The sequence below is a fragment of the Xanthomonas sp. Leaf148 genome, from assembly GCF_001423585.1.
GTDB lineage: Bacteria > Pseudomonadota > Gammaproteobacteria > Xanthomonadales > Xanthomonadaceae > Xanthomonas.
Map to the genome: position 1 here is coordinate 207,416 of NZ_LMOP01000012.1, position 24,468 is coordinate 231,883.

Sequence of the window (24,468 nt, forward strand, 5' to 3'; positions counted from 1 at the left end):
GCATCACTGCGGCGCTGACGACGCGTCCTCGCCACCGTCGCGTGCCACCGCCACCCCGGCACGACTGAAGCGGATTTCCTGCGGCGACTGCAGCGCAATCCCTACCGTTTCCATCCGCTGCAACAACGCAAAGAACAGCTCGCTGCGCACGCCATATGAATCGCGCGGGCTGCGCACGTAGGCGAACGAATTGAAGTTGACATGGCCGCCGGCCAGCGAGTCGATGAATACCGACGGCGCCGGCTCGGCCAGCACCTTGGCATGCTCGGCGAACAGTTCCAGCAGCATGTCGCGCACCTTCGCCACTTCGGTTTCCAGCGGTACCGAGAACTGCAGTTGCACCCGCCCCATCGGATTGGACAGGGTCATGTTGCGCACGCTTTTGGTGATCAATTCCGAATTCGGCACGATCAGGGTGGAGCGATCGCCGACCTGGATTTCGGTCGCACGCACACTGATCTTGCGCACATCGCCCTCCTGGTCGCCGATACGCACCCAATCGCCGATTTTCACCGGCCGCTCGGCCAACAGGATCAACCCCGACACGAAGTTCTGCGTGATCGCCTGCAAACCGAAACCGATACCCACTGACAATGCGCTCAACACCAGCGCCAGCCGCTTCAGATCCAGGCCCAACGCGGTCAGACCCCACACCACCACGATCAACCAGCCCAGATAGCGCGCCACCGTGCTGATCGAGTTGCGCGCCCCGTCATCGAGCTCGGTCTTGGGCAAATAGGTATTGAGCAGCCACTGCTGCACCACTTGCACCAGTCCCATGCCAAGCAGGAACACGCACAGCGCCCGGAACACATCGCCGGGAGTGATCACCAGTTCCTTGCCGATGGGGATGCCGTGCGCGATGTTCTCCGCCCAGTCGGTGACCACGTTGATGTTGGCGCCATAGGGCGTCAACAGCACCGCAATGCCCAACAGCACCAGCAACACCCGCGCCGCCGCCGAGATCAGCAAGCCCAGCTGTACCAGGCGTCCGCTCCCGATGCTGAGCGCGTGCGACAGCGCGCGGCTGAAGCGCCCATCCGGCTTGAACAACCAGGTCATCAGATCGTCGGCAAAGATCACCAGCAAGCCGAGCAGGCTGCACACCAGGGTGATCCAGATGATCTGCCGCTCTACGAACAAGGCCAGATTGAGATAGCCGAACAAGGCCGCGATCAACGCGAAGATCACCGCCAGGTGGCCCAACAGACGGATCAGCACGATGAAACCGCCACCGCGCGACACCACCGGCGGCGGCGCATCGCTGTCGGGATCGGCCACGCCTGCATTGGCCGCATGCGCGCGCAACGACAGGCTCAAGCCAGCCAGTGCCGACAGGATCAAGCCGGCGTACAGCAGGGCGGCCAGCGCGTCGGTGGCGGTGAGCAGCGCGCCGCTGCTGCCGGCCACCTCGTTGGTCTTCATCGCCATACCGCTGAACCAGATCACTGCCGCAGTGGCAAGACAATGCAGGCGCAGGCGATCGACGGTGGCATCGTCCAGCGGAAACAGGCGCCAGCTGGGCTGGTGTTTCATCAGCAGGCTGGCACTGAGCGAACCGACGAAGGCTGCCACCACACTGATGGCGACAAACCCGGTCAGCCATTGATCGAAATCCTCTGGCAGCTCGCTCAACCCGCGAATGCTTTCAGCCAGCACGAACGCCGCCACCCCCAGGCTCAGGGTGCCGACCAACAGGAACCATAGCGCCAGCCCGGAGCGCCGCAGACGTCCGCCGGGCGCACGCGAGGCCGCGTAACGGCGCCCAAGGTGGCGCAGGAAAATACGCAGCGGGAGTGCCAGAAACAACGCGACCAAGGCCCCGGTGATCAACCCACCCACGCCGTTGGCTGCGGTTCCCGCCTGCACCACCTGCACCGCCTTGCCGGACAGCGCCTGCAGGCGGCCACGATCGTCGGGCCATTGCTGTGCGATCTGGCCCCACAACGCAGGCGACAGCGGCGAGGCGACCCGCGTGGAGAGCTTGACGCTGAAGCGCTGCACCCGCTCGCGTTCGAGCCGATCGGCCAGGTCCTTGGCGTTGGAGACCAGCAGCGTGGCCTGGATGAACTCGGCATTTAACTGATCGCGCTCTTTGATCAACGCTTTGCGCTGTTTGACCAGATCGGCCGGCTCGTTTGGCTGCGCGATGCCGAGCCCCTCCAACCGTGCGTTGAGATCTTTGAGCGGCTGCTCCAACGTGCGTACCAGCTCCTGCGCCTTCCGCTGGGTGCCAGTGACGTCATCGGTCAGCTTGACGAGTTGCTCGGTATCGGCCTTGTCCATGCTCGCGTCGGCCTTGGTCACCACCTGCTGCATGCTGTCCAGCTGGGTCTTCGTACTCTCCAGCTGCTTGTCCTCGTCCTGCGCCGCCGCCGCGCCCACGCAGACCGTCCACAGCACGGCCAGCAACAGCAGACGCCGCACCACACCCCACGGAGCACTTCGAACAACTCGGAATTCGGACACAGGCAGGCATCGGACAGGCGCGGACCACCGCGGTGCCGGCATCTTAAGCCACTGCCTACAGCGCAGCCGATCGCCACTGCCACCCGGGTTCAGGCTGGCAGAGCTCGCCAGTGTGCAATGGCAAGACGCAATGGGCGGCTCGTCAGCGAAGGCAGCTATCACGCCAGCAGCCGCATGTGACGTGGCATCCCCGCATCCAAACCTGCGCATGAACGTTGTGCGGCTTGTCACCTCGCGGCAACAGTGCGCTGTCGCAGAATCAGGTCACCGCTGCGGCAGACGCAGCGCATGACCGCGAAGGAGAACTCCATGCAGATTCAGATCCAGACCGACAAGCACGTGCCGCATGACCCGTCCGTCGTGCAGCATGTCGAGAAGACCTGCACCGCCCAGCTGGCGCATTTCGCCAACGACATCACCCGCGTCGAAGTGCATTTGCGCGACGAGAACGGCCAACGCGGCGGCGCAGCGGATCGAACCTGCAGTATCGAAGCGCACGTCGCCGGCTTGCCGCCGATCGCTGCCACCAATAGCGCCGAAACCACCGCCTCCGCCGTCACCGGCGCGGCCCGCAAGTTGCGCACCGCCATCGAACATGCGCGCGGCAAGCAGCACGCCAGGGCCACCGCACCGGCACCGGACAGCCTCTGATTCGCATCAAAGGCGGGGCGTACGCGCCCTGCCTTTGAGTGACCCCAACGTCTGAGTGAGTCCAGCGTCGAGGCCTGTTCGGCGCACCACGTTCTTCAACACTTGGCGTGGAAGCGATTCGCCGCAGGCTTGAGCGCAGTCCGCAATGGACGCCTCGCATGGCGCTCACCGGCGCACTAAGCGAAGGCCATCAGCGCTCATACACGATGACATCGGCCCACACTGACGCTGCGACGTAAACGTCCGGCTTCGCAGCGGTGCATCCGCGCTGCCGGGACAGAACATCACAAACTTCGACACCAGCGCTGGCGACATGCAGCGTCACTTGCGACGCAAAGACGCTTAGAAACCGTAAAACCTGACCCCAGAAACGACTTCGGCCCGCTGCAATGGAATGCCACTGCAGCGGGCCGAACGATGCGATCTGGTGCGCCCGGAGGGATTCGAACCCCCGACCAATGGCTTCGGAAGCCACTACTCTATCCGGCTGAGCTACGAGCGCCTGGCCGCGCATTATGCCAGAACCCGTGCCACCCGCGTGATGCCTTGGGCGGCAGGCGTCCGCAGGCCGCCCGGCGGGAGCTGTCCAATGTGCTCCGCAGACTCCCCCATGCGAAGCGCGCGCTTGCCGGAGCAGCCGACACACGACGCAGCCACCGAGCCCCATGCACGCGTTGCTTCGCCAAGTTCCGACCGCAGACGCATGTCCGCGTGTCGACCGGAGTTCTTGCAGCCAGCACGTGCATGGCCGCACCCGGATGGCCGCATCCAGGGCGCGCTGCTACCCTTTGCAGCATGAGCAAGCATGGTTTCGAACAGGTACCCGCAGCGCCCGCGCTGACGTGGTCCGAGCGGCTGGGGCAATACTGGAAACTGGTGCGTGGCGACCGCCCGATCGGCAGCTTGCTGCTGCTCTGGCCCACCTGGTGGGCACTGTGGCTGGCCGCCGACGGCATGCCACCGCTATGGACGCTGTTTGTGTTCACCGCAGGGGTCTGGCTGACCCGCTCGGCCGGCTGCGTGATCAACGACTACGCCGACCGCTGGCTGGACCCGCATGTAGAGCGCACCAAGTCGCGCCCGCTCGCCACCGGCGCGGTGTCCGGGCGCGAAGCGCTGTGGGTATTCGTGGTGCTGATGCTGGTGGCGTTCGCATTGGTGCTCAGCCTCAACTGGCTGACCGTGGCACTGAGCGTGCCCGGCGTGTTCCTGGCCGCGAGTTACCCCTATTTGAAGCGCCACACCCACCTGCCGCAGGTCTATCTGGGCATGGCGTTCGGCTGGGGCATCCCGATGGGCTTTGCGGCGGTACAAGGCAGCGTGCCGTTGCTGGGCTGGCTGTTGTATGCGGCCAATATCCTGTGGGCGACCGCGTACGACACCTGGTACGCCATGGTCGACCGCGACGACGACATCCGCATGGGCAGCAAGTCCACCGCCATCCTGTTCGGCAAGTACGACCTGCTGGCGCAAGGTGCGCTCTATGCGTTGATGTTTGCGACCCTGGCAGCCGTCGGACTGCGCGCCGGCCTGGATGCAGCCTACTGGGCGGGCCTGGGCGCGGCGGCAGCGCTGGTGCTCTACGAATTCCGCATCGCCCGCCACCGCGAACGCGGCCCCTGCTTTCGCGCCTTCCTGCATAACAACTGGGTGGGTCTGGCGATCTTTGTCGGGATCGCGGTGGCGGTGCGTTAGGAGCGGGGATTGGGGATTCGTAGTTTGGGATTCGTAATTCAGGGTGTGGGCTGTGGGCTATGAGAGATGCTAAGGAACCCTTGAATAACTCATGGCCCAGCGAGAGAGAGTTGCAATCCAGCCTAATCACGACAATCGCCGGCGCTTAAAATCAAGCACTTGCGCGTGATTTAGTCTGTCCAAGGCATTGATCGGAAGCCTATGAAAGAGTTGTTCAGAGCTCCCCTAAAGGCTGTGCGCCAGGCTTTCCGAGCAGGCGATCTCTTTCCACAACCGCGCTGATAGAACCCGCACCGACCTCTCCAGATAACGCCCAGAGTGCTGAGGGCCATTCCGCAGGCGACAAGCCCCTCTCCTGCGGGAGAGGGGTTGGGGTGAGGGTACGGGCCGATGCAACAAGCCCGCACTCGCATCAGCATCTGCTTTTGGCTCCGGCTCACTTCGCCCGTGTTTTAAGCGTTTTAAGCGTTTTAAGCGCGACAGCAGCTCACCGACACTCGCGTCTACGCCTGTGATCGCGCTCACCGAGTGAAAAGAACGCCTGTCTGCTACCCGAGAACCCAGTGCAGCGTCGCGCTAAAAGAACAGCACCCACCTGACCACCGCACCCGAAGCGAAAAACGCGTAACGCGCTCACCCGCCGCACAGAGCGGCAAAGCGCCCGCCGGCCCGACCCCGTCGTCGTTGACCTAGCTTGCCACCACCTACCGCAGCCTCGCTTCAGCCCCGGCCATCTCAACCACAGACCGCTCCCAGCCACACCATCACGGCACCCGCGCGCACACCCAGGCATCGACCCGCTGCACGCCCGCGCGTCGTAAGGCCAGCGCTGCGGCGTGCAGCGTGGCGCCGGTGGTCATCACGTCGTCCACCAGCGCCACATGTGCGGGCAAGGCGCCGCGTGCGACGAAGGCGTCGCGTAGATTGCGTTGGCGCTCGACGGCATCCAGCTCGGATTGTGGCGCCGTCGCACGCACGCGGCGCAGCAACGGCAAACACGGCAACCGCAGCGCGCGGCCCAGCGGTTTGGCCAGCTCAAGCGCTTGGTCGTAACCGCGCTGACGCAGGCGCTGCCGATGCAGGCTCACCGGCACCAGGGCCTGCGGCCGCGGCAACCGTGCGCAGCGCCTGGCCATCAATTCGCTGAGCAGGCGCCCTGCCGCCAGGTCTTGATGGAACTTGAAGCGCCGCAGCAACCCGTCCACCGGCCAACGATAGGTGAAGCACGCATGCACGCGCTGCAGCGGCGGGATCTGCTGCAGGCACTGCCCGCACAGTGCCACCCCATCGGAGGCGAACAGCTGGGTGGCGCAGCACAGACAGGCATGGCCGTGCTCCGGCAATGCGGCCCGGCACGATGGACACAGATCGCAATCGGCCATGCCCGCTTCCGCGCAGACCAGGCACAGGCTTGGCAACAGCAGGCGCAACACCCGTTGCGGCCACCTGTAAACCGACCCCACCTCTTCAAAGTTGACAGCCTCTTCCATGCTCACCAGACTGCCTGGCTTCCAAGCCGCTGACTGTCAGGAAACTCCGATGTCTGTTGTCGTACGCCATGACTGGGATCGCAAAGAGCTGCAGGCGTTGTTCGATCTGCCGTTCCCCGAGTTGCTGCATCACGCGGCTAGCGTGCACCGCGCACATTTCGATCCGGCGCAGGTGCAGGTCTCCACGCTGCTGTCGGTCAAGACCGGCGGTTGCCCGGAAGATTGCGCGTACTGCCCGCAGGCGCAGCGCTACGACACCGGCGTGACCGCGCAAAAGCTGATGGAAACCGAAGAAGTGGTCGCCAAGGCGCGCCAGGCCAAGGCCGCCGGCGCCTCGCGGTTCTGCATGGGCGCGGCGTGGCGCTCGCCGAAGGAGCGCGACATCCCCAAGGTGGCCGCGATGATCCGCGAGGTCAAAGCCATGGGCCTGGAAACCTGCGCCACGCTCGGCATGCTCGACGCCGGCCAGGCACGTGCGCTCAAGGACGCCGGGCTGGATTACTACAACCACAATCTGGACACCGCGCCGGATTACTACGATTCCATCATCCACACCCGCCAGTACCAGGACCGCCTGAACACCCTGGAGCACGTGCGCGATGTGGGCCTGAAGACTTGCTGCGGCGGCATCGTCGGCATGGGCGAGACCCGCGAGCACCGCATCGGCCTGCTGCTGGCGCTGGCCACCTTGCCGGCGCACCCGGACTCGGTGCCGATCAACCAGTTGGTGCAGGTCCCCGGCACGCCGCTGCACGGCACCCAGCAACTGGACCCGTTCGAGTTCGTGCGCATGATCGCGGTGGCCCGCATCGTCATGCCCAAGTCGATGGTGCGCCTGTCCGCCGGCCGCGAAGCGATGAGCGACGAGCTGCAGGCGCTGTGCTTCCTGGCCGGCGCCAACTCGATCTTCTACGGCGAAAAACTGCTGACCACCGGCAACCCGGACACCGAGCGCGACCAGGCCCTGTTCCAGCGCCTGGGCCTGCGCCCGATGCAGATCACCGTCGACGCCGCCGACCACGATCACCCCGGCACGGTGCATGCGGACATCACCAGCGGCGCGGCGTGCGAGCACGCAGCGTAACGACAGCGCACGCCATCCAAGGATGAGCCTGCACTGCGCCCGGCCCTGCTGACCGCAGCAGGGCCAGGCGCGGCAGTAAACCGTCATGACTGGCAGCCCAAGCTCACCGGGTAGCCAACCCGCCCCACCGGCCGTCGGTGCCGGCTGGGCGATGTGGCCGCGGCACGCTACGCTAGCGGCCCTTATCTGTTGTCGAACTCCCTCATGGCTCGCCCCGATCTGCACGAACGGATTTCGTCGCTGCGCAAGTTGCGCGTCGCCCAGGAACGGGTGCGGGTGCGCCGCCAGGTCGGCCGCCGCGATGGCGTGCGGCTGGAGATCGACGGCCGCTGGCTGACCGGTTTCTGTTCCAACGACTATCTGGGCCTGTCGCAACAGTTCGAAGTGGTTGCCGCCCTGCAGGACGCCGCCGCGCGCGATGGCGCCGGTGCGACCGCCTCGCATCTGATCTGCGGCCACCACACCGCTCACGAAACGCTCGAGCGCGAAATCGCCGAGTGGCTGGGCTACCCGTCGGCGCTGCTGTTTGGGAGCGGCTTCATCGCCAATCTGGCCGTGCAGCAAGCCTTGCTCAGCGAAGAAGACGATGTCTGCGTGCAGGACCGGCTCAATCACGCCAGCCTGCTCGACGCCACGCGTCTGGCCGGCTGCCGGCTGCGGCGGTATCCACATCTGGATGTAGAAGGCGCGATGCGCCAGCTCAAGGGCGCCCCCGAGGGCGCGGCGATGCTGGCCAGCGACGGCGTTTTCAGCATGGATGGCGATGTGGCGCCGCTGCGTGCCTTGAGCCTGGTGGCGCGCATGCAGGAGGCCTTGTTCTATGTCGACGATGCGCACGGCGTGGGCGTGCTGGGCCCGCAGGGGCGCGGCTGCGTCGCCGATGCCGGCCTGGGCGTTGCCGAAGTGCCGCTGCAGTTGGTGACGTTGGGCAAAGCGCTCGGCGGCTACGGCGCGGTCGTGGTCGGCGAAGAAGCGCTGATCCGCCATCTGGCCGAAACCGCACGCCCGTACATCTACACCACCGCCCTGCCGCCAGCCCAGGTGGCCGCCACCCTGGCTGCGGTACGGCTGGCGCGTCGCGACGATTGGCGGCGTGCGCGCTTGGTCGAACTGATCGGCAACTTCCGCGATGGCGCGCGCCGGCATGGGTTCGAACTGATGGCCTCCGACACGCCGATCCAGCCACTGCTATGCGGCGAGGAAGCCACGGTGATGGCGATGTCGGCCGCACTCGAACAGGCCGGTTTCATGGTGGGCGCGATCCGCCCGCCTACCGTGCCCGAAGGCAAGGCGCGCCTGCGCGTGACCTTGTCGGCGCTGCACACGCCGCAGCAGGTGCAGGCATTGATCGAGGCGATCGTGCAGGCGCGCGATGTGGTCAGCCGGCAGCCGCTGCGCGCGTCCGCTTAAGAGCGGCTAACACAACGTCGCGAGCAGTCGTCAGCTGGGTGCGAACGGCGCGGAGGAACCGGAGTGTACGAGTGGACCATGCCGCATCGAGCGCCGCCCACGCCCGCCTGGCGGTGAGCACAGTCGTTTTGTTCGCTGCCCTAAACCGTTGCCGGCAGCGCGCTCGTGCACAACGCCGGACCGGCGCGGCCGGCGCCCGGACGCTCGATGTAGCACGCGAATGGTTCGATGCGTGCGCACTGTCCAAGCGCACGTGCCGACTGCATGCAACCCTGCGTTGGCGGCATTGGGCGCACGGCACCTCACCGCACCCCCCGTCATACGCGAACACAACAACCGCACGCCTGATCCACCCACTGCGGCAGCGCTTCGACTCGAACGCAGCCACCCGTGTGTCGGCAGCTCCTCGCCGATACCGCAGCGTCCACGCCGGCAGTCACTCGGAACAAGTCCGCTGACATGGCAATGACCGCGCCCGAGACGCAAACCGCCACGCCGGCGCAACGCCGCGTCTGGGAGGCGCTGTCGCTGCTGTATCTGGACAGCGCGTGCGATGGCGACCACGCGCGCATTGCCCAGATCCTGGCCGCCTCGCCGTTTACGTTGCCGCAACTGCGCACGATGCTGCTGCACGAGGTGCACCCGGTGCTGATCGGCAATCTGCGCAGCGTGGCCGGAGTGTGGGAAGGCTTCAATCACGACTGGCTGGCGACGACGATCGCCACGCAGCGCGCGCGTCGCTGGCGTTGGCCGGATCGTTGGTGCTGGCGCCGGTATGCGCGCCAGCAGTGGGCAGTGCTCGCGCCTGCGATCAGCGCAGTGCGCACACACGCTACACGCTGAGCGCGCGCCAATCGGCGACAATCCACGCATGCATATCGATGTCATCGGCCACGGGCCTGCGCTGGTTCTTCTGCACGGTTGGGCGTTGCACGGCGGCGTGTTCGCACCGCTGGTGGAGCGACTGTCGTCGCACTACCAACTGCATCTGGTCGATCTGCCCGGGCACGGTTTCAGTCGCGACGACACCACGCCGTTGGCGTTGCCGTACGTGGTCGCCGCGATTGCCGCGGCCACGCCGCCGGCAGTGTGGGTGGGCTGGTCGCTGGGCGGCCTGTTTGCCTTGCATGCCGCCGCCACCCAACCGCAGGTACGTGGGCTGGCGATGATCGCGGCAACGCCGCGCTTTGTGCGGGGTGCCGACTGGGCCGATGCGGTCGAGCGCGACGTGTTCGTGCAATTCGGCCAAGACCTGGCGCGCGATTACCGCGGCACCCTGGAGCGTTTTCTGGCGTTGGATACCTTGGGCTCGGCGCATGCGCGCGCCGAACTGCGCAGCCTGCGCGAAACGCTCACCGCACGCGGCGAGCCGGCGGCCGACGCCCTGCAACACGGCTTGCGCCTGCTCGAACGTACCGACCTGCGCCGCGCATTGCCGCAGCTGGCGCGACCCAGTCTGTGGATTGCCGGGCAACGCGATCGGCTGGTGCCGGCCGCCGGCATGCACGCCGCCGCCGCGCTCGCGCCACACGCGCAGGCGCTCACCATCGCCGGCGGCGGCCACGCACCGTTTCTCGGCCATGCCGATCAGGTGGCCGAGGCGTTGCAACGCTTCGTTGCGTCCGTGCCGTGAGCAGATCGCCGATCATGCGACTTCGCTGATCGAGGACACATCGCATGGATCTGGGAATCGCCGGGCGCTGGGCACTGGTCTGCGCTGCCAGCAAAGGGTTGGGCCTGGGCTGCGCCCGCGCGTTGGCGCGCGAAGGCGTCAACGTGGTGATCGCCGCACGCGGCCGCGCTGCACTGGACGCGGCCGCCGATGCGTTACGCGCACTACCCGGCGGCGGAGACGTGCGCAGTGTCGTGGCCGATATCGCAACACCGGAAGGACGCGCCGCCGCGCTCGCAGCCTGCCCGCAGGTCGACATCCTGATCAATAACGCAGGCGGCCCGCCGCCGGGCGATTTCCGGCAATGGGAACGCGAGGACTGGCTGCGCGCGCTGGACGCCAACATGCTGGCGCCGATCGAACTGATCCGCGCCACCGTCGATGCCATGCGTGCGCGCCGCTTCGGCCGCATCGTCAACATCACCTCCAGTGCGGTGAAGGCGCCGATCGACATCCTGGGCCTGTCCAACGGCGCACGTGCCGGCCTCACCGGCTTCGTTGCCGGGCTGGCGCGCAGCACGGTGGTCGACAACGTCACGCTCAACAATCTGCTGCCCGGCCAGTTCGCCACCGACCGCCTGCGCGGCAACTTCGCCGCCATCGCGCAACAGCAAGGCAGTACCGCCGAGGCGGTCGCCGCGCGCAAGCAGGCCGCCATCCCGGCCGGGCGCTTCGGCGAGCCGGACGAATTCGGCGCGGCTTGCGCGTTTCTGTGCAGCGCGCAGGCCGGCTATATCACCGGGCAAAACCTGCTGATCGACGGCGGCAGCTACCCGGGCACGTTCTAGCGCACCGGCCATGCGGAGCTTGTGGCAACCGCGGACGACGTCGCGGTTGTGTTCGGCCACGACTCGGCTTGTCGAAACACATTGCTAGTTCATTGCGGTCGCCACGCAGTCGCTGGCAGAGCGACCGCTCGCAGAGTTCTCCAGGCCGATTGCCACGCCACACCACGCATCGATTCCCTCCGCCGCGCCCACGGGCGACAATAGCGTCGTCATGAACAGCACTTTCGATCCCCGCCACGTCCGCCGCGCCTTCGCGCGGGCCGCCAACAGTTATGCCGCCGCCGCCGCGTTGCAGCGCGAAGTGGAAACGCGCCTGCTCGAATCGCTCGATTACCTGGGCGAGCAGGTGCCCAAGGTGGTGCTGGATGTCGGCGCCGGCCCCGGCCACGCCAGCGGCGCGATCAAGAAACGCTGGCCCAAGGCGCAGGTGATCGCGCTCGACCAGGCCATGCCGATGCTGCGCCAGGCGCGCAAGGCCGCCGGTTGGTGGAAGCCGTTCGCGCAGGTCTGCGCCGATGCGCGCGCGCTGCCGGTGGCCGACGGCAGCGTGGATGTGATCTTCAGCAACCTGTGCCTGCAGTGGGTGGAAGACCTGCCGGCAGTGTTCGCCGGGTTCCGCCGTGCGCTGCGGCCGGGCGGGCTGTTGTTGTGCTCCACCTTCGGGCCGGAAACCTTGATCGAGTTGCGCGACGCCTTCGCCCAGGCCGACACCGCCCCGCACGTCAGCCGCTTCCCGCCGATCGCGCAATTCGGCGATGCCTTGCTGATGTCCGGCTTCCGCGACCCGGTGCTGGACCGCGACCTGTTCACGCTCACCTATAACGACCTGCCCGCGCTGATGCGCGAGTTGCGTGCGATGGGCGCCACCAATGCGCTCAGCAACCGACGCGCCACGCTGACCGGCCGTGGCCGCTTTGCCGCTGCCAGCGCCGCCTACGAACCGTTACGGCGGCCAGATGGCACCCTGCCCAGTTCCTGGGAAGTGATCTACGCGCACGCCTGGGCCCCGGCACCGGGCGCGCCCATCCGCGAGCGCGGCCAGGACATCGCCAGCGTGCCGGTGTCCTCTATCCCGATCCGCCGCCGCATCGACTGACCGCGCTGCGGTGCACATCGCCCGCCGCAGCGCGCCTGTGCTGGTGATACACAGCATTGCGCCGACGCCGATGCTGCGCCGGCGGGCTTTGTAGTGACTGCCGGTAGAATTCATTAATAAAGTGCCGCGATCCTGTGCTGGCCTACCCGCTTCTGGCCCCCCGCCCCAAGCGACCCCCGCCCCCAAACGGTTTCCCCCATGTTGAAGTGGCTTCTCATCGCGCTGTTCATCGCGTCGGCGCTGTACATCCATTACCGCGGTCGCGTGCGGCACCGGCTCAGCCGGCAGCTGCTCGACCATTCCACCTTCATGGCGCCGATCAACACGCTGATGTATCTGTGTTCGCGCGTGCCGACCACGCCGTTTATCGACCCGGGCAAGGAATTCCCCGAGCTGGCGCCGCTGCGCGCCAACTGGCCGGTGATCCGCGATGAAGCGGTGGCGTTGCAGCAGATGCAGAAGATCCGCGCCGCCGACGGCTATACCGATATCGGCTTCAACTCGTTTTTCCGCCGCGGCTGGAAGCGCTTCTATCTGAAGTGGTACGGCACCGCGCACCCGTCGGCGGCCGAGTTGTGCCCGCAGACCACCGCGTTGCTCAAGTCCATCCCCACCGTGAAAGCGGCGATGTTCGCCGAGCTGCCGCCGGGGAGCGAGCTGCGCCCGCACCGCGACCCGTTCGCCGGCTCGATGCGCCTGCACCTGGGCCTGGCCACGCCCAACGACGACCGCTGCTTCATCGACGTCGATGGCCAGCGCCACAGTTGGCGCGACGGCGAGTGGACCATGTTCGACGAGACCTATATCCATCACGCGCGCAATGACACCGACCAGGACCGCATCATCCTGTTCTGCGATATCGAACGCCCGATGCGTTGGCGCTGGGCGTCGGCGCTGAATCGCTTCGTCGGCCGCAGCCTGCTGTCGGCCGGCGCCTCGCCCAATCAGGACGGCGACAAGACCGGCGGCATCAACCGCGTGTTCCGGTATTTCTACGCGGCGCGCCTGAAAGCCAAGGCGCTGAAAGAGCGCAACAACCCGCTGTACCAGGTGCTCAAGTGGAGCATCTTCATCCTGGTGGTGGTCGGCATCGTGCGGCTGTAACGCCCAACCACCCACGCAGGAGCGCACCTGGGCGCGAAGGCATTCCCCAGAACGCATCATCGCGCGCAGACACGCGCGAACACCCGCCCAGCCGCTCCTGCCATGCCGCCGACCGAACATGCAGCATTGCTACAACGCCAGACCACCCGCGTAGGAGCGCACCCGGGCGCGACAAGATATTCCCGGTAACGCTTCATCGCGCCCGGGCGCGCCCCTACACAGGTCTAGCGCATGCCAATCGACGCTCTCAGCGCGACACCTGCGCGATCCATTCCTGCAGGTTGTAGTAGTTGGTGACGCGGGTGATCGCGCCGTCCTGCACATCGAAGAACGCACCGCCCGGCAGCACATAGGTCTGGCCGTTGGCATCGGGCAGACCTTCGTCGGTGGTGTGGTAAACCCCGTGCACCACGTATTCGGCCCCCACCCGTGTGCCGTCGTCGTTGGCGGTGATCACGATGTCGCGCAACTGCTCGCGGTAGCTGTCGTTCATGCGCTGCAGGAAGGCCGCGAATTCCGCACGGCCGATCTCGCGCGCGCCTTGATTGAGGTCGTGCGCCACATCCTCGGCCAGGAACGCCAGCATGGCGTCCCAATCTCCGCGATTGAAGGCGTCGTAATAGGCCTGGACCAGGCCGATGGCGTGTTGCCGATTGCTCTCGCTCATGCTCGAACCTGCCGCTGGGAAAGCCGCATCATAGAGCGGGTTTTGCGTGCGCGCTGAGACGCGGTCAGCGTCCGACTGCATCGCAGGCGTTCCCCTACCTCGACGGCCGCGCCGTTACGCGCAGCGCACACCACCACACCATGCACCGCTGACGCCCGGTGCCGATCCATCGCGGCGAGGCGCTCGTGCAACCGCGACGCGCCATCGCGCCGACTGGCTGAATCGCCAGCTCGATGCCGCCGGATGCCACGCAGCCGTTTCAGGGGCCCTGCACCACCAGATCGCGGTGGAAGAAGTAAACCTCCTGCAGCAGAAAGCGCCAGCTGGTGTGGAAACTGCGAAAGCGCGTACTCGGTGTGGACGAGGCCAGCGCATCCACCCCCAGCTCCTGGCTCAGCCGCAGCGCGCGCGCCATGTGCAGCGGGTCGCTGACGATGATCGCCCGGTGCATGCCATGACGGGCCATCAAGATGCGCGCCTGCTCCAGGTTCTGCCGGGTGGTCCGCGAGACCGTCTCGATCACGATCGCTTCCGGCGGCACCCCGTGGCGCAGCGCGTAGCGCCGTGCCACCTGCGACTCGGAAAACCGCGCGCCATTGCCGAAGCCGCCAGTGAACAACAGCCGCGGCGCATAGCCCTGGTCGTACAGATCCAGCGCATGCCGGATCCGTTCTTCGAAGACGGGCGACGGGCGCGCGTCGTAAGCCGCCGCGCCCAGCACGATGATCACGTCCGCCGGCGCCGCCTGATCGCGGTCGCCCACCCAGACGATCCAGCCAGCCACCGCCACCAGCCAGATCAGCGCCAGCATGCATAACCGCCAGCCCCAGCCCCACAGGCCGAGTCCGCGCGCACGCCTGCTCACGCCGCGGCCCACGGCAGTGCGTCCAGATCGACATTGCCGCCGGACAGGATCAGCCCGACCCTGCGCCCGGCAAACCGCGCCGGCTCGGCCAGCACCGCCGCCAGCGTGATGGCCGAAGACGGCTCCACCACCTGCTTGAGCAGCTGCCAGATCAGCCGCATCGCCTGCACCACGGCCGCATCGTCCACCGTGATCACCTGCGCGCCGGCCGCCTGCAGCAACGTAAAGTTCGGCGCGCCCAGGGTGCCGCGCAGACCATCGCAGACGGTGTCGGGCACGAAGTCGACCAGGCGCTGCCCAGCCGCCAGCGAACGCGCGGTGTCGGCCGCCCCGCTCGGCTCGGCCAGCACCAGCGCACAGCCCGGCGCAGACCGCAGCGCCAACGCCGCACCGGCCGCCAGCCCGCCGCCGCCGACCGGCGCCAGCAGCACATCCAGCCCGCCGCTCTGATGCAGCAACTCCAAGGTGGCCGTGCCCTGGCCGGCGATCACGGCCGGATCGGTATACGGATGCACCAGGGTCGCGCCACTGGTGGCCTGGACCTGGGCACACAGCTGCTCGCGTGCTGCGATGGTCGGCGCGCAACGCCACAGCGTGGCGCCATGCCGGGAAATATTGGCCAGCTTGGCGGCAACCGCACCTTCGGGCACCACGACATGACAGCCGATACCGCGCGTACGAGCGGCCAGCGCCAACGCCGCGCCATGATTACCGGACGAGTGGGTGACCACGCCGCGCGGTGCCACGTCGTCAGGCAGCGACCACACCGCATTGCAGGCGCCGCGGAACTTGAACGCGCCGCTACGCTGCAGGTGCTCGGCCTTGAAGAACAGCTGCGCACCGCACAGTGCGTCCAGGCGGTGCGAGGTCAGCAACGGTGTCGTCGCGCAGTGCGGCGCAATGCGCGCGGCGGCTTGCAGGACATCTGAATGGGCAAGAGGGACCGTGTCGATCATGCCTGCAAGATTAACGTATCGCCTCACTCTTCACGGCTCGCACGCACACCGCCTGCGCATGCTGGATCGATGAAAAAGCGCCACATTGCGGCACAGTTAAGGACCGATTCAATGCAGCGGTTCGAAAGTGAGATCATGGTTGCAGGAGGGCACCATCCATGAAATTCCGTCTGATCTTCGCCGCCGGGCTATTGGCCTTGGGCGGCTGCGCAACTTACGACTACACCGGAGGCGGGTCGGGCGGCTATTACCGTGGCGCGCCTGCTGTGCAGTATCGCTATCCGCCGGGATACTCGCCCTATAACTACGGCGGCCTCTACGGCGCCCCGTATGGTGCCGGTGCGATCGGGCTGTACGACTACCCGGTGTATCCGGTCTACCGTGGTGGCGGCTATTACTACCGGCAGAACGATCGCCGCCCGCAGTACCGCCCGCCGCGTCCGAACGGATCGTTCAACAACGGCCCGCGCCCGAATGGCCCACGTCCGCAGCGTCCCAATTCGCCACCTGCGACGGGTGCACCGCCCGCGCGGCCACCGGCACGGATCGGCGCGCCGCCGCGTGTGATTCGCGAGATCCAGCGCCAGACAGCGCCACGCAACAGTCGCCAGCAAATCCCATGACACGCTGACTGCGACGTGCCCCACAAATGGCGACATTGGGGGCTTGCGTTCAGTCGGCACTTGGTCGCAAGCTAGGTGCTCTGTGTGACCCGCCACGTCATGTTATGACCCGGCCCGCCCCACTGACCGACTTATGTCGATGTCCGACAGGGAAATCTGGATCCCCCCTGTTCCGGCCCTGCCGGATATCGGCGCCTCCAATGCATAAAGCCCCGGCATGCCGGGGCTTTATGCATTTTTAGATCGAGGATCGCAGGCGCATCAGACGCCCAGCGCCTGCAGCCGCGCAATGATCGAGAAAGCGTGCAGGTGTTGCCGGAATCGCAAAAAAAAATAAGGGTCGGCAGTCCCCCGACTACCGACCCTTACGCTACCCCATCGCGCGCGCGGCTGGCCCCTGTTCCAATTCCAGCCTTTGCGCCCATGTCGCAATGCCACGATAGGTGCAGTAGGGATATCCGCACGGAACGTGCCAACTTGAGGGTCACTATCTTGAAATGTGACTTACGTCACATATTTAACGATTTAGTGACCATCGCGGCGCTTCAGTCGATACTTCTGCGGCCGTTTTCCTTCTCTCTGCTGATCAGTCCACGCCCATGTCCGACTCTTTCTATCGCTTCGACGTCATCGTGATTGGCGGCGGCCATGCCGGCACCGAGGCCGCGCTGGCGTCTGCGCGCGCAGGTGCCCGCACCTTGCTGCTGACTCACAACATCGAGACGGTGGGCGCGATGAGCTGCAATCCAGCCATCGGCGGGATCGGCAAGGGCCACCTGGTCAAGGAGATCGACGCGCTGGGTGGGGCGATGGCGCAGGCGGCGGATCTGGCCGGCATCCAGTGGCGCACCCTCAATGCCTCCAAGGGCCCGGCGGTGCGTGCTACCCGCTGCCAGGCCGACCGCAACCTCTATCGCAACGCCATCCGTTGCATCGTCGAGGCACAGCCCAACCTGACCGTGTTCCAGGCGGCGGTGGATGATCTGATCATCCACAACGGCGCCGCCGAAGGCGACAGCGTGCGCGGAGTCATCACCCAGACCGGGCTGCGCTTCGAGGCGCCGGCGGTGGTGCTGACCGCCGGCACCTTCCTGGCCGGCAAGATCCATGTCGGCGAAACCCAATACGCGGCCGGGCGCATGGGCGACCCGCCGGCCACCACGCTGGCCGCGCGTCTGCGCGAGCGGCCGTTCGCGATCGACCGCCTCAAGACCGGCACCCCGCCGCGCATCGACGGGCGCACGCTCGACTACAGCGTCATGGCCGAACAACCCGGCGACGACCCGCTGCCGGTGATGTCGTTCATGGGCCAGGTCAGCGACCACCCACGCCAGGTCAGCTGCTGGATCACCCACACCACCGAGCAGACCCACGACATCATCCGCGGCGCACTGCACCGCTCGCCGCTGTATTCCGGGCAGATCGAAGGCATCGGCCCACGCTACTGCCCGTCGATCGAAGACAAGGTGGTGCGCTTCGCCGAAAAGACCAGCCACCAGATCTTCGTCGAACCCGAGGGCCTGGAGGTGACCGAGATCTATCCCAACGGCATTTCCACCTCGCTGCCGTTCGATGTGCAGCTGGCGCTGGTGCGCTCGATCCACGGTTTTGCGCAGGCGCATATCACCCGCCCCGGCTACGCGATCGAATACGACTTCTTCGACCCGCGCGGGCTCAAGGCCTCGCTGGAAACCAAGGCGGTCGGCGGGCTGTTCTTTGCCGGGCAGATCAACGGCACCACCGGTTACGAAGAGGCCGCCGCGCAAGGCCTGCTGGCCGGCCTCAATGCCGCCCGCCATGTGCAGGGGCTGCCGGCCTGGTCGCCGCGTCGCGACGAAGCCTACCTGGGCGTGCTGGTGGACGATTTGATCACCCACGGCACCACCGAGCCGTATCGCATGTTCACCAGCCGCGCCGAATACCGGCTGCAGCTGCGCGAAGACAATGCCGATGCACGCCTGACCGGGGTGGGCCGCGCGATGGGTCTGGTCGATGAGGCGCGCTGGGCGCGCTTTTCGGCCAAGCAGGAAGCGGTGCAACGCGAGACCGCACGCCTGTCGGCGCTGTGGGCGACGCCGGGCAATGCGCTGGGTCGCGAAGTGGCGCAAACGCTGAACGTGTCGCTCAGCCGCGAAACCAATGTGCTGGACCTGATCAAACGCCCGGAACTCAACTACGCCACGCTGATGCGCGTGCCGGCACTGGGGCCGGGCGTGGACGATACGCAGGTGGCCGAACAGGTCGAAATCAGCGTCAAGTACGCCGGTTATCTGGATCGCCAGCGCGACGATATCGCACGCCAGCAACGCCAGGAAAATACGCCGATCCCGGAAGACTTCGACTACGCCCGCGTGCGCGGCCTGTCGATCGAAGTACAGCAGAAACTCGAACGCGTGCGCCCGCAACACATCGGCCAGGCACAACGCATTCCCGGCATGACCCCGGCAGCGATCTCGCTGCTGCTGGTGCATCTGGAGCGCGCGCGGCGTAGCAAGGTGGCATGATCTTTCCGTGTGCCAGGCTGCATCTGCGTGAGCTGGTTATGATTGGGGCACGTCATGCACAAGGACAGCGACCCCATGGACATCCATCCCATCGCAGCGGACAAACGCGAGGCAGTGCTGGCGGCGTTGCGCGAGATCGAGCAGCAACATGAGGTCCGCATTCTGCTGGCGTGCGAATCGGGCAGCCGCGGCTGGGGATTTTCGTCGCCCGACAGCGATTACGACGCACGCTTTGTCTACGTCCATCGGCGCGACTGGTATCTGACCGTCAACGAAAGCACCGGTCCCGGCGAGCCGCAGCGCGACGTGATCGAGCTGCCGATCTCCGACGATCTGGATGTCAGCGGCTGGGACCTGCGCAAGGCACTGCGGTTGGTCTCCAAGTCCAATCCGACGCTGCTGGAATGGCTGCATTCGCCGGTGGTGTATCGGCAAGATCCGGTTGCTGTCGAGCAGTTGCGGGCGATCGCCACGCACTTCTATTCACCGCTTGGCACTTGGTGGCATTACTTCAACATGGCCAAGAGCAACTATCGCGGCTACCTGCGCGGTGAGCGGATTCGCACCAAGAAATATCTGTACGTCTTGCGCCCGATTCTGGCCTGTCAGTGGATCGAGCGCCGCCAGGACATGCCGCCGATGGCATTTGAATTGCTGCTGGACGAACTGCTGCCGAGTGGAGACCTCCGCGAGGAAATCGAGCGTTTGCTGGCGCTCAAGCGCATCTCCACAGAAGTGGAAGATGGACCACGGATTGCGGTGATCAGCGATTTTCTCGAAGCAGAACTCGACCGCATGGGCACGGCGCAGCCACAGCTGCCGGCCGGCAGCGGGCGTTCGGATGCCCTGGACACCTTGTTTCGGCAGATGCTCTCCAGCGACACTGCATCGCCCTGAGGCATTGGGATGCGCTGTCGGTCTGATTATCGACCGCCGGTCACTGCAGCGCAGGGCTGCCGATGTCGGCGTATCGGCCTGGTCTCACAGAAGGCAAACACAGACATGTCACGTAGCCCCAGGTCTGCACACCTTGCAAGAGAATGCACTGAAGCGATGGCGTATCCCGATTAGCGAAGCCCCAGCCGAACAGAGGCGTTACGGGTGGACCAGACGGTCGATGGAAACGCGATAGATGTTGCTATGATTTGCCAACGCCGACACATTTCACTAAATGAACGCATTTGGCACGCTACGGACCGCAACGTTTCGCATCGCCGGTCCTGTTCTGTTTTTACTGCTGGGAAGTATCTCTACGGCCCATGCCAATACCGAAGAAGATGGCCGATATTGGTTGAGTATCTACGCCCAGGGCAAATTGCCGGTCGAGAACCTTTACTGGAGCATGGATATTCATCCGCGCTGGCGCGAGGAAGGTGAGCAGTTCGATCAATTGATCCTGCGCCCTGCGGTGTTTTACCGGCTCAACCCCAAGGCCAGCGTCTGGATGGGGTATGACACCATCATCAGCCATCCGGCCGGTCAGCCGTCCAACCGCGAAAATCGCTGGTGGGGACAGTTTCAGTATCAGTTCGACCCGATCGCCGAGATCAGCATCACCAGCCGCACCCGTCTGGAGCAGCGCCACCGCGAAGACTTCAGCGACGAGGGCTACCGCGTGCGGCAAATGATCCGCGCCACCCGCCCGAGCGGATTCAGTCCGCAACTGTCCTGGGTGCTGTTCAACGAGCTGTTCGTCAATCTCGATCAGACGCAATGGGGTGCGCGCCGCGGCATCGACCAGAACCGCGTCTTTGTCGGCATCAACTGGAAATTCAACGCCATCTCCAATATGGACGTCGGTTATCTCAACCAGTTCGTCAATACGCGTGCAGTGGACCGTGAAAACCACGTATTGATGACGACGTTGCGCTTCAACTTCTAAACGCCGCGGTAGCGCACCGGCACCGAGTGCCGGATCGCGCCGGAGTTTCTTCGCGTGGACCGAAGCGGCAGCGCGTTTGCATCCGCACCGTGCGTCAACCCGCCACGATGCTGCGCGTATTGCCGACACCTCGGCAATACGCCGGATTACACCGGCAACAGCCGCTGTCGCAGCATTTCGGCAAACAGGTCCACGGTCTTGTCGGCTGCCTGGATGATGCTGGCCATATGGATGAAGCCGTGCACCATGCCGGGAAAGGTGTGCACGCTGACCTCGACACCGGCTGCGCGCAGGCGCTCGGCGTAGCGCAGGCCTTCGTCGTGCAGAACGTCGCGCTCGGCCAGCACGACCAGCGCCGGCGCAACGCCGCTCAGATCCGGAGCAAGCAGCGGCGAGACGCGCCAATCCAGGGCGATGGCAGGATCCTTGATGAAATGCTGGTTGAAAAACTGCGTGGCCTGCCGGGTCAGCGGTGGAATGTCGGCATTGGTCGTGCGGGACGGATACTCGCCGCTGTCTTCGCGTGCGTCTGTCAGCGGGTACAGCAACAGCTGACAGCGCAGCGCAATGCCGGCATCGCGTGCGGCCACTGCAGCGGCGGCAGCCATCGCGCCGCCGATGCTGTCGCCGGCCACCGCCAACCGCTGTGGATCTGCGCCGACCTGCCCGGGATGCGCGGCCAGCCACTGCACCGTGGCGATGACGTCCTCCACGCCGGCCGGCGCGGGGTGCTCGGGAGCCAGCCGGTAATCGACGGCCAGCACCTGGCAACCGGCGCGTGCGGCGAGCTGTCGGCACACATCGTCATGCGACTCCAGATCGCCCACCACGCCGCCGCCACCGTGCACAAACACGCAGGTTGGCGCGGGCGCATCGCTCAGGCCCGGCGGCCGATACAACCGGAGCGGCACGTTGCCAACAGCGGTGTCGGCCTGCACGGCGCGCACCTGCGCCATCTCCAGCACCGGAAAGCCGAGCTGCGCCCCCAGCCCACGCATCATTGCGCGTGCGTCTGCCAGGGGCAGCGTTTCCATCGGCGGCTGGGCGGCCTGCTGGAGAACAGCGAACAGGCGAACGACATCGGGATCGAACATGGCGGTCTCGTTGGCAGTGGAGGACTACCGAGTTTGCCTGATACTTATTTTAAATAACCATTAAATGAAATAACTATCTGGCCGGATGACGCGCGATCGCTTGGGCAGGCCGGTGCTGGCTTGATACAGCAGGGTTCTGACCTGCAACGCGTTACATCTTGCAGACATGCGTGCGACCACCTGCAACGCCGATTGCTGCGTTGCATCACGTGGATGCGCAACCGCATGCCGCGTGCGCAGACCGTGCGGGGCATGAAGCGGCAACGTGCCTCATCGCAGTGCCGTCTTCTAGACGCACCCTAGCTCGCGTCGCTTCAATCCCATCAATGCGCGCGCGTCTGGACAGGTGCCGCGCGTGCCACAGCAGGCCCCGTGCCGCCGGCCGCCGGGCAAGGCAATGCGCCGTGTGGCGCACGCAGCGATCAGTCGTCGTCTTCGGCGGCGGCTTCGCGGCCTTGCTGGCGGATCAGGTTTTCCTGCCGCGCGTCTTCAATGGAGGCGCGGATGGCGCGCACGTCGGCGCGCTTGGTGTCGAACTTGAAGCGGCCGGTGAGCACGCTGTCCGGGCGCAACTCACCCTTTTCGTAAAGCGCCCACATTTCTTCGCCGTAGTGGGTGTCCAGCAGGTCCGGAGCGAAGCGGCCCAGGCAGTCGCGCAAATTGTGCACATCGCGCAGCAGCATGTCGCGCGCGGCATTGTTGCCGGCGGCACTGACCACCTGCGGGAAATCGATCACCACCGGGCCGTCGGGCGAGACCAGCACGTTGTATTCGGACAGATCGCCGTGCACCAGACCCAGCGACAGCATCTTGACCACATCGCCGATCAGGCTGACATGGAATGCGTGCGCCTGCTCCGGCTCCAGTTCCACTTCGCCCAGCCGTGGTGCGCTGTGACCAGCGGCGTCGGTAACCAGATCCATCAGCAGCACGCCATGGAAATAGCCGCGCGGCTTGGGCACGTGCACGCCGGCATCCACCAGTTGGTAGAGCGCGTCGGCTTCGGTGTTCTTCCATGCGGTCTCGGCTTCGCGGCGGCCGAACTTGGTGGCCTTGCCCATCGCGCGCGCCTGGCGGCTGCCGCGCACCTTGCGGCCTTCCTGATATTGCACGCGCGCCTGGAAGCTGCGCTGCGCCATGTCCTTGTAGACCTTGGCACACAGGATGTCGGCGCCGGCGCTGACCACGTAGACGGAGGCTTCCTTGCCGCTCTTCAGTGGTCGCAACACTTCGTCGATGACACCGTCGTCGATCAGCGGCTGCAGGCCCTTGGGGGTTTTCATGGACGAGGGGGACCGATCCGAAACAAGTCAGCAGCGATTATGCGGCAAGCAGGATGAAGTGCTTACATGCGAGGCGCACAGTGCGACCGGAAGCAGGCATTGGCGCGAGCGCTTACCATGCGTGGACCTGCCTGACGCGCGATCCGATGCCCGAGCCCACCACCAGCCGCCGCAAACGTCCCGCCGCCATCGCCGCGACCGGGAGCGAGCGCGGCCTGCCATACGAGTTGATGCAGCAGATTGCCGCCGCCCAGGGCGACCCGGACTTCATGACCTCGCTGGGGCGCGGGCTGGTGGTGCTGAGCGTGTTCGCCCAGCACCCGCGCGAGGTGACCATGTCGCAGATCAGCCTGGAAACCGGCATCTCGCGCGCGGCGGTGCGGCGGGTGCTGCATACGCTGGCCAAGCTGGGCTATGTCGGCGAGCAGGGCCGTGGCTATGTGCTGTTGCCGCGCGTGCTGGGCATTGGCGGCGCGTATGCGGCGTCTTCGGCGATGACCGCGGCGGCCCAGCCGGTGCTGGACGGGTTGCGCGACCAACTGCACGAGTCCTGCTCGCTGGGCGTACTGGACGGCGACGATCTGCTGTACGTGGCGCGCGCGGAGACGGTGCGGATCATGTCGATCGGGCTACGCCCGGGCACGCGGTTGCCGGCCTATTGCACCTCGATGGGCCGGGTGCTGCTGGCGGCCCTGCCCGGCGATACCTTGCAGGCCTACCTGGAGCGCACCACGCTGCGCCCGCGCACCGACCGGACGGTGACCCAGGCCTCGGCGCTGCTGGAGGTCCTGGCGCGTGCGCGCCGCGAAGGCATGTGCCTGACCGATCAGGAGCTGGAAATCGGCCTGCGTTCGATCGCAGTGCCGGTGCGTAACCTGCGTGGCGAGGTGATTGCCGCACTCAACATCGGCGCACAGGCCGGGCGCGTCAGCCTGCAGACCATGCAGACGCAGTTGCTGGAGCCGTTGAAGCTGGCGGCGCAGCGCTTGGGGGCGTTGCTGAGTTAGCTAGCGCGTGCGGCGCGTCTTGAGCGCCTTAGCAGTCTCGATCCTGGGTGAAGCGGCCGAGGGCCGCGGGCTGCGCGCGGCCTGGGTCCCGCGCACAAGCGTGACGTGCGCCCCGCGCACAGCTGTAT

At 66.0% G+C, this 24,468-nt stretch carries 21 protein-coding genes, 1 tRNA gene and 1 other RNA gene; 14 read left to right on the plus strand and 9 right to left on the minus strand.

Going from position 1 to position 24,468, the window contains the following annotated elements:
* Window positions 1-3 precede the first annotated feature (3 nt).
* Window positions 4-2,427, minus strand: coding sequence for a DUF3772 domain-containing protein (locus tag ASF90_RS17950; protein WP_055853938.1), 2,424 nt, complete (start codon window positions 2,425-2,427; stop codon window positions 4-6).
* Window positions 2,428-2,778: 351 nt separating this feature from the next.
* On the opposite strand from ASF90_RS17950, the gene ASF90_RS17955 reads away from it, so the two are divergent.
* A complete protein-coding gene (locus ASF90_RS17955) occupies window positions 2,779-3,120 on the plus strand; it encodes an HPF/RaiA family ribosome-associated protein (protein WP_055853941.1) in 342 nt (113 codons plus the stop codon).
* Window positions 3,121-3,545: 425 nt separating this feature from the next.
* Here the strand turns inward: ASF90_RS17955 and ASF90_RS17960 are convergent.
* A tRNA-Arg gene (locus ASF90_RS17960) sits at window positions 3,546-3,622 on the minus strand.
* Between the two features lie 293 nt (window positions 3,623-3,915).
* Here ASF90_RS17960 and ubiA point away from each other — a divergent pair.
* Window positions 3,916-4,815, plus strand: a complete 900-nt coding sequence (gene ubiA, locus ASF90_RS17965) for a 4-hydroxybenzoate octaprenyltransferase (protein WP_055853339.1) — start codon at window positions 3,916-3,918, stop codon at window positions 4,813-4,815.
* 764 nt (window positions 4,816-5,579) lie between these two features.
* On the opposite strand, the gene ASF90_RS17970 is transcribed toward ubiA, so the two are convergent.
* Window positions 5,580-6,305, minus strand: a complete 726-nt coding sequence (locus ASF90_RS17970) for a ComF family protein (protein ID WP_193552553.1) — start codon at window positions 6,303-6,305, stop codon at window positions 5,580-5,582.
* Window positions 6,306-6,354: 49 nt separating this feature from the next.
* Between ASF90_RS17970 and bioB the strand changes: the two genes are divergently transcribed.
* Both bioB and bioF read left to right on the plus strand, forming a co-directional pair.
* Window positions 6,355-7,389 carry a biotin synthase BioB gene (gene bioB, locus ASF90_RS17975; protein WP_055853342.1) on the plus strand — a complete coding sequence of 345 codons (1,035 nt, stop codon included), beginning with the start codon at window positions 6,355-6,357 and terminating at the stop codon, window positions 7,387-7,389.
* 204 nt (window positions 7,390-7,593) lie between these two features.
* Window positions 7,594-8,799 carry an 8-amino-7-oxononanoate synthase gene (gene bioF / locus ASF90_RS17980; protein WP_055853344.1) on the plus strand — a complete coding sequence of 402 codons (1,206 nt, stop codon included), beginning with the start codon at window positions 7,594-7,596 and terminating at the stop codon, window positions 8,797-8,799.
* A gap of 4 nt (window positions 8,800-8,803) precedes the next feature.
* Here bioF and ASF90_RS22880 read toward each other — a convergent pair.
* Window positions 8,804-8,879: non-coding RNA, sX9 sRNA (locus tag ASF90_RS22880), on the minus strand.
* A 379-nt stretch (window positions 8,880-9,258) separates the two neighbouring features.
* On the opposite strand from ASF90_RS22880, the gene ASF90_RS17985 reads away from it, so the two are divergent.
* The 5 genes from ASF90_RS17985 (at window position 9,259) to lpxO (ending at window position 13,459) form a co-directional block, all read left to right on the plus strand.
* Window positions 9,259-9,642, plus strand: coding sequence for a hypothetical protein (locus ASF90_RS17985; protein WP_055853346.1), 384 nt, complete (start codon window positions 9,259-9,261; stop codon window positions 9,640-9,642).
* Between the two features lie 28 nt (window positions 9,643-9,670).
* Window positions 9,671-10,432: a pimeloyl-ACP methyl ester esterase BioH gene (bioH, locus tag ASF90_RS17990; RefSeq protein ID WP_055853348.1), complete on the plus strand. Its 762-nt coding sequence runs from the start codon at window positions 9,671-9,673 to the stop codon at window positions 10,430-10,432.
* A 44-nt stretch (window positions 10,433-10,476) separates the two neighbouring features.
* The gene (locus tag ASF90_RS17995; protein ID WP_055853350.1) at window positions 10,477-11,259 is read left to right on the plus strand and encodes an SDR family oxidoreductase; all 783 of its coding nucleotides are present in this window, start codon (window positions 10,477-10,479) and stop codon (window positions 11,257-11,259) included.
* A gap of 211 nt (window positions 11,260-11,470) precedes the next feature.
* On the plus strand, window positions 11,471-12,355 hold the full coding sequence (bioC, locus tag ASF90_RS18000; protein WP_055853352.1) for a malonyl-ACP O-methyltransferase BioC: 885 nt from the start codon (window positions 11,471-11,473) through the stop codon (window positions 12,353-12,355).
* Between the two features lie 198 nt (window positions 12,356-12,553).
* A complete protein-coding gene (lpxO, locus tag ASF90_RS18005; protein ID WP_055853354.1) occupies window positions 12,554-13,459 on the plus strand; it encodes a lipid A hydroxylase LpxO in 906 nt (301 codons plus the stop codon).
* 247 nt (window positions 13,460-13,706) lie between these two features.
* Here the strand turns inward: lpxO and ASF90_RS18010 are convergent, their stop codons facing one another.
* The 3 genes from ASF90_RS18010 to ASF90_RS18020 form a co-directional block, all read right to left on the minus strand.
* Window positions 13,707-14,126 (minus strand): nuclear transport factor 2 family protein, encoded by a 420-nt coding sequence (locus tag ASF90_RS18010; RefSeq protein ID WP_055853356.1) that lies wholly within the window; start codon window positions 14,124-14,126, stop codon window positions 13,707-13,709.
* A 259-nt stretch (window positions 14,127-14,385) separates the two neighbouring features.
* Entirely contained in the window at window positions 14,386-15,003 is a 618-nt protein-coding gene (locus ASF90_RS18015) for a YdcF family protein (protein ID WP_055853359.1), read from the minus strand.
* Entirely contained in the window at window positions 14,988-15,947 is a 960-nt protein-coding gene (locus ASF90_RS18020) for a pyridoxal-phosphate dependent enzyme (RefSeq protein WP_055853361.1), read from the minus strand. Before ASF90_RS18020 ends, ASF90_RS18015 begins: the two co-directional genes overlap by 16 nt.
* A gap of 158 nt (window positions 15,948-16,105) precedes the next feature.
* Here ASF90_RS18020 and ASF90_RS18025 point away from each other — a divergent pair, with 158 nt between their 5' ends.
* From ASF90_RS18025 to ASF90_RS18040, 4 genes are all read left to right on the plus strand, one after another.
* The gene (locus ASF90_RS18025; RefSeq protein ID WP_055853363.1) at window positions 16,106-16,570 is read left to right on the plus strand and encodes a hypothetical protein; all 465 of its coding nucleotides are present in this window, start codon (window positions 16,106-16,108) and stop codon (window positions 16,568-16,570) included.
* Window positions 16,571-17,169: 599 nt separating this feature from the next.
* Window positions 17,170-19,074 carry a tRNA uridine-5-carboxymethylaminomethyl(34) synthesis enzyme MnmG gene (gene mnmG / locus ASF90_RS18030; protein WP_055853365.1) on the plus strand — a complete coding sequence of 635 codons (1,905 nt, stop codon included), beginning with the start codon at window positions 17,170-17,172 and terminating at the stop codon, window positions 19,072-19,074.
* Window positions 19,075-19,149: 75 nt separating this feature from the next.
* Entirely contained in the window at window positions 19,150-19,971 is an 822-nt protein-coding gene (locus tag ASF90_RS18035) for a nucleotidyltransferase domain-containing protein (RefSeq protein ID WP_055853944.1), read from the plus strand.
* Between the two features lie 274 nt (window positions 19,972-20,245).
* Window positions 20,246-20,956 carry a DUF2490 domain-containing protein gene (locus ASF90_RS18040; RefSeq protein ID WP_055853367.1) on the plus strand — a complete coding sequence of 237 codons (711 nt, stop codon included), beginning with the start codon at window positions 20,246-20,248 and terminating at the stop codon, window positions 20,954-20,956.
* 146 nt (window positions 20,957-21,102) lie between these two features.
* Here ASF90_RS18040 and ASF90_RS18045 read toward each other — a convergent pair whose 3' ends face one another.
* Both ASF90_RS18045 and ASF90_RS18050 read right to left on the minus strand, forming a co-directional pair.
* The gene (locus ASF90_RS18045) at window positions 21,103-22,050 is read right to left on the minus strand and encodes an alpha/beta hydrolase (RefSeq protein WP_055853370.1); all 948 of its coding nucleotides are present in this window, start codon (window positions 22,048-22,050) and stop codon (window positions 21,103-21,105) included.
* Window positions 22,051-22,472: 422 nt separating this feature from the next.
* Window positions 22,473-23,333 carry a PA4780 family RIO1-like protein kinase gene (locus ASF90_RS18050; RefSeq protein WP_055853372.1) on the minus strand — a complete coding sequence of 287 codons (861 nt, stop codon included), beginning with the start codon at window positions 23,331-23,333 and terminating at the stop codon, window positions 22,473-22,475.
* 146 nt (window positions 23,334-23,479) lie between these two features.
* Between ASF90_RS18050 and ASF90_RS18055 the strand changes: the two genes are divergently transcribed.
* On the plus strand, window positions 23,480-24,340 hold the full coding sequence (locus ASF90_RS18055; RefSeq protein WP_055853373.1) for an IclR family transcriptional regulator C-terminal domain-containing protein: 861 nt from the start codon (window positions 23,480-23,482) through the stop codon (window positions 24,338-24,340).
* Window positions 24,341-24,468 lie beyond the last annotated feature (128 nt).

What these genes read in the sequence shown, in the direction of transcription:
- ASF90_RS17970 (WP_193552553.1), bottom strand. Translation starts at nt 6,305, where the DNA reads ATGGAAGAGGCTGTCAACTTTGAAGAGGTGGGGTCGGTTTACAGGTGG.
- ASF90_RS18045 (WP_055853370.1), bottom strand. Translation starts at nt 22,050, where the DNA reads ATGTTCGATCCCGATGTCGTTCGCCTGTTCGCTGTTCTCCAGCAGGCC.
- mnmG (WP_055853365.1), top strand. Translation starts at nt 17,170, where the DNA reads ATGTCCGACTCTTTCTATCGCTTCGACGTCATCGTGATTGGCGGCGGC.
- ASF90_RS18055 (WP_055853373.1), top strand. Translation starts at nt 23,480, where the DNA reads ATGCCCGAGCCCACCACCAGCCGCCGCAAACGTCCCGCCGCCATCGCC.
- bioF (WP_055853344.1), top strand. Translation starts at nt 7,594, where the DNA reads ATGGCTCGCCCCGATCTGCACGAACGGATTTCGTCGCTGCGCAAGTTG.
- ASF90_RS18040 (WP_055853367.1), top strand. Translation starts at nt 20,246, where the DNA reads ATGAACGCATTTGGCACGCTACGGACCGCAACGTTTCGCATCGCCGGT.
- ASF90_RS18050 (WP_055853372.1), bottom strand. Translation starts at nt 23,333, where the DNA reads ATGAAAACCCCCAAGGGCCTGCAGCCGCTGATCGACGACGGTGTCATC.
- bioB (WP_055853342.1), top strand. Translation starts at nt 6,355, where the DNA reads ATGTCTGTTGTCGTACGCCATGACTGGGATCGCAAAGAGCTGCAGGCG.
- bioH (WP_055853348.1), top strand. Translation starts at nt 9,671, where the DNA reads ATGCATATCGATGTCATCGGCCACGGGCCTGCGCTGGTTCTTCTGCAC.
- ASF90_RS18010 (WP_055853356.1), bottom strand. Translation starts at nt 14,126, where the DNA reads ATGAGCGAGAGCAATCGGCAACACGCCATCGGCCTGGTCCAGGCCTAT.
- ASF90_RS17985 (WP_055853346.1), top strand. Translation starts at nt 9,259, where the DNA reads ATGGCAATGACCGCGCCCGAGACGCAAACCGCCACGCCGGCGCAACGC.
- bioC (WP_055853352.1), top strand. Translation starts at nt 11,471, where the DNA reads ATGAACAGCACTTTCGATCCCCGCCACGTCCGCCGCGCCTTCGCGCGG.
- ASF90_RS18020 (WP_055853361.1), bottom strand. Translation starts at nt 15,947, where the DNA reads ATGATCGACACGGTCCCTCTTGCCCATTCAGATGTCCTGCAAGCCGCC.
- ubiA (WP_055853339.1), top strand. Translation starts at nt 3,916, where the DNA reads ATGAGCAAGCATGGTTTCGAACAGGTACCCGCAGCGCCCGCGCTGACG.
- ASF90_RS18035 (WP_055853944.1), top strand. Translation starts at nt 19,150, where the DNA reads ATGGACATCCATCCCATCGCAGCGGACAAACGCGAGGCAGTGCTGGCG.
- ASF90_RS18025 (WP_055853363.1), top strand. Translation starts at nt 16,106, where the DNA reads ATGAAATTCCGTCTGATCTTCGCCGCCGGGCTATTGGCCTTGGGCGGC.
- lpxO (WP_055853354.1), top strand. Translation starts at nt 12,554, where the DNA reads ATGTTGAAGTGGCTTCTCATCGCGCTGTTCATCGCGTCGGCGCTGTAC.
- ASF90_RS17995 (WP_055853350.1), top strand. Translation starts at nt 10,477, where the DNA reads ATGGATCTGGGAATCGCCGGGCGCTGGGCACTGGTCTGCGCTGCCAGC.
- ASF90_RS17955 (WP_055853941.1), top strand. Translation starts at nt 2,779, where the DNA reads ATGCAGATTCAGATCCAGACCGACAAGCACGTGCCGCATGACCCGTCC.